General features: G+C 48.0%; 1 protein-coding gene. It reads right to left on the bottom strand.

Annotated features, from left to right (window positions below):
- Positions 1 to 131 precede the first annotated feature (131 nt).
- Positions 132 to 2387 (bottom strand): glycoside hydrolase family 2, encoded by a 2256-nt coding sequence (locus GX419_04985; GenBank protein NLI24041.1) that lies wholly within the window; start codon positions 2385 to 2387, stop codon positions 132 to 134.
- Between the last annotated feature and the right edge of the window lie 85 nt (positions 2388 to 2472).

Below are 2472 nucleotides of genomic sequence, written 5' to 3'. Positions count from 1 at the left end.
CGGTGATTTTCTTGTCCGGAGAAGTTACGGTAAAATTTTTCTGGGCCATAAGGGGCGAAAATGTCAATAAAACTGTCAGAAGGCAGATCATGTTTTTCATGGATGAAAGCATTTGGAAAGGTAATTTAAATTTATTGTTTTTCTGGAGGATACAATGTCGAAAGGAAGCTGAATGAATCGCCGTCTTTTCCGATTCTTATGTACCGCCGGCTTATAACCGATTCTCCGTTTTTATTATCCGGATTAAACGTGGCTTTGATAAGGTAACCTCCCGGCCGGGTAGGCAAATCCAGTTTTATCGGCTGGAGTGTGCTCAGCCAGGCAGGAATAGTCAAATGATAAATGTGGGAAGAAATGCTGTTTCCTTCATGGTCAATCAGTTCAAGGACTACTTTGCCTGAGACGGAATGGGCAAGGTCATTGACTCCAACCAGGTTAAAAGTGAGCGATGAACCGGGGGCATGCGGGTTTCCGGCAGGCAGGTATCGTTCATCGGGCAGGTCAATAAAGACGGCAGTCGGTGCAAAACAATGTCTGAACCAGTACAGTGCCGGTCCTTTCTTCAGATCGGCTATGTGGTCAATGAACCAGTCACCTGTATAACCGTAGTTGTTGGTTAAGTAGCAGAAAGCCAGAACCCCGGCCAGGAACCTTTGGGAACGAAGCCATTCAGTTTCCAGTTGAAGCCAGTAGGCCTGAAGTTCTCTTCGCTCGTCGGCAGTGGCATTAGTTCCGAGCAGAGCATTATAGGCGGTAAGAGTGAGTTTTGACGGCCGTCCGTCGCGCCATAGCCAGATCCATCCGTACTCGTTTACCAGCTGGGCTGAGCCCGATTCCATAACCTGCATCAGATCGGGGTACCAGATGGAAAGTTTTCCCAGCGGATAGGGATTTTTCCGGAAGTATTCCGCTGCATTTTCTGAAACCATTAGATCCCAGCCTGCCCTGTAAGGATGAGGCTCATCCATTTCATCCTCCGCCATTTCAGAAGAAGTCATGTATCCGGCATCCCATAGGCGGGTAGGATCCAGTTTTTTCAGCTCCGGTATCAGTTGATTTCCAATGTAGTTGTCATGGTTTTCGTTAATTGCATCCCAGATGACGATGGAGGGGTGATTGCCATCAGTCCAAACCCAGTCAGTGTATTCGTTTCTGATCTGCTCATCCCAACCGTGATTTTGCCAGTATAGCCATTCATTCTGCAGAAGCAGTCCGGCTTCATCGGCAATGTCGTACCAGAACGAGGGCGCTATTCCTACACAGATCCGCATGGCATTCCATGCAAGCTCATGGGGTATTTCCATGAGGAGCCGGCGCACCCAGGCAGTATCCCATGGCAGTTTACTGCATTCGGGATCTTCAAAAAACCGGTGAAGGGTAATGTTGGTGCCCCTCAGGATAATCTTTTGTCCGTTCAGGTAAAAGAACTTCCCTCTGCGTTCGAAATCCCGCATCCCGAAACGGACTGACGTGCTGTCGCAGGTTCCGCCTTGCGGCAATTGAAGAGAAACGGTGGCTGAATAGAGAAAAGGATCATCCGGAGACCATGGATGGGGCTCCGGAATTTTCATTACAACGTCGGCAACGGTCTGATTGTCACGTTTGGTTACCATAACTGACTTTTCTTCCGAAACGGTTCGCTCTGTTCTGGTTTCGGCAATTTTTACTTTTATCAGAACGGAATCATACATGGGGTCTCCGTAGAAGATCTGGGAAGGATTAAAATTGCGTATTTTCAGCCGGACAGTTGCTTTTTTCCCGGCAAGGTGCGGAAGAACCAGAAGCCGGTCGATCCGGCAGGGGCCGCTCCAGTTCAGATAAACATCGTCCCAAATACCCGGAAGATAATGCTCTTTTTCTTTATCGGTAGATCCTGCAGCCTGCGGAGGAAGCCATATGCGTTCGCCAACCCTGATCAGAATTTCGTTTACCTGCCCGAATTTCAGATACGGAGTGATATGAAAATCGGAAGGCGTATAGCAGGCTATGGAAGTGCCGGCATCCATTCCGTTAACAAAAACCTGGGTCAGATACTGGCTTTTTTTGATGGTCAGAACAGCTTCCTTCCCTTTATAAGCGCCAGGTATCAGGATTTTTTTCCTGTACCACGAATAGCGGGGGGGATAGTCCAGTTTTCTGTAGTCATACTGTTCACTTCCCTCCACTGTAACGGGTTTACGGAAAAAAGCATCATAGGCATCAATCTTTGGCCTGGCGAGATGGATAAGGCCCGGAACAGGAATGGTGCGCGTAAATTTTGCAGGAGGGAATGCTGTGGCAGTCTGCTCAAAATCCCATGTGCCGTTCAGCAGAATGTGTTCCGGCGCCTGGGCTGACAGGAAACCCGGAAAAACAAAAAAAATACATATGCTGAATATCTTCGGCATTGGGAACATATTAAATCTGACGGAAGCGAAAATACAAAATTTGACGGAAAACCGGTAAGTGTACCGGTTTATTTTGTCTTATGCG

This window comes from Bacteroidales bacterium, from assembly GCA_012517825.1.
Classification (GTDB): domain Bacteria; phylum Bacteroidota; class Bacteroidia; order Bacteroidales; family JAAYUG01; genus JAAYUG01.
Note: the sequence above shows the minus strand (reverse complement) of the source record. Positions and strands in the feature narration are given on the sequence as shown.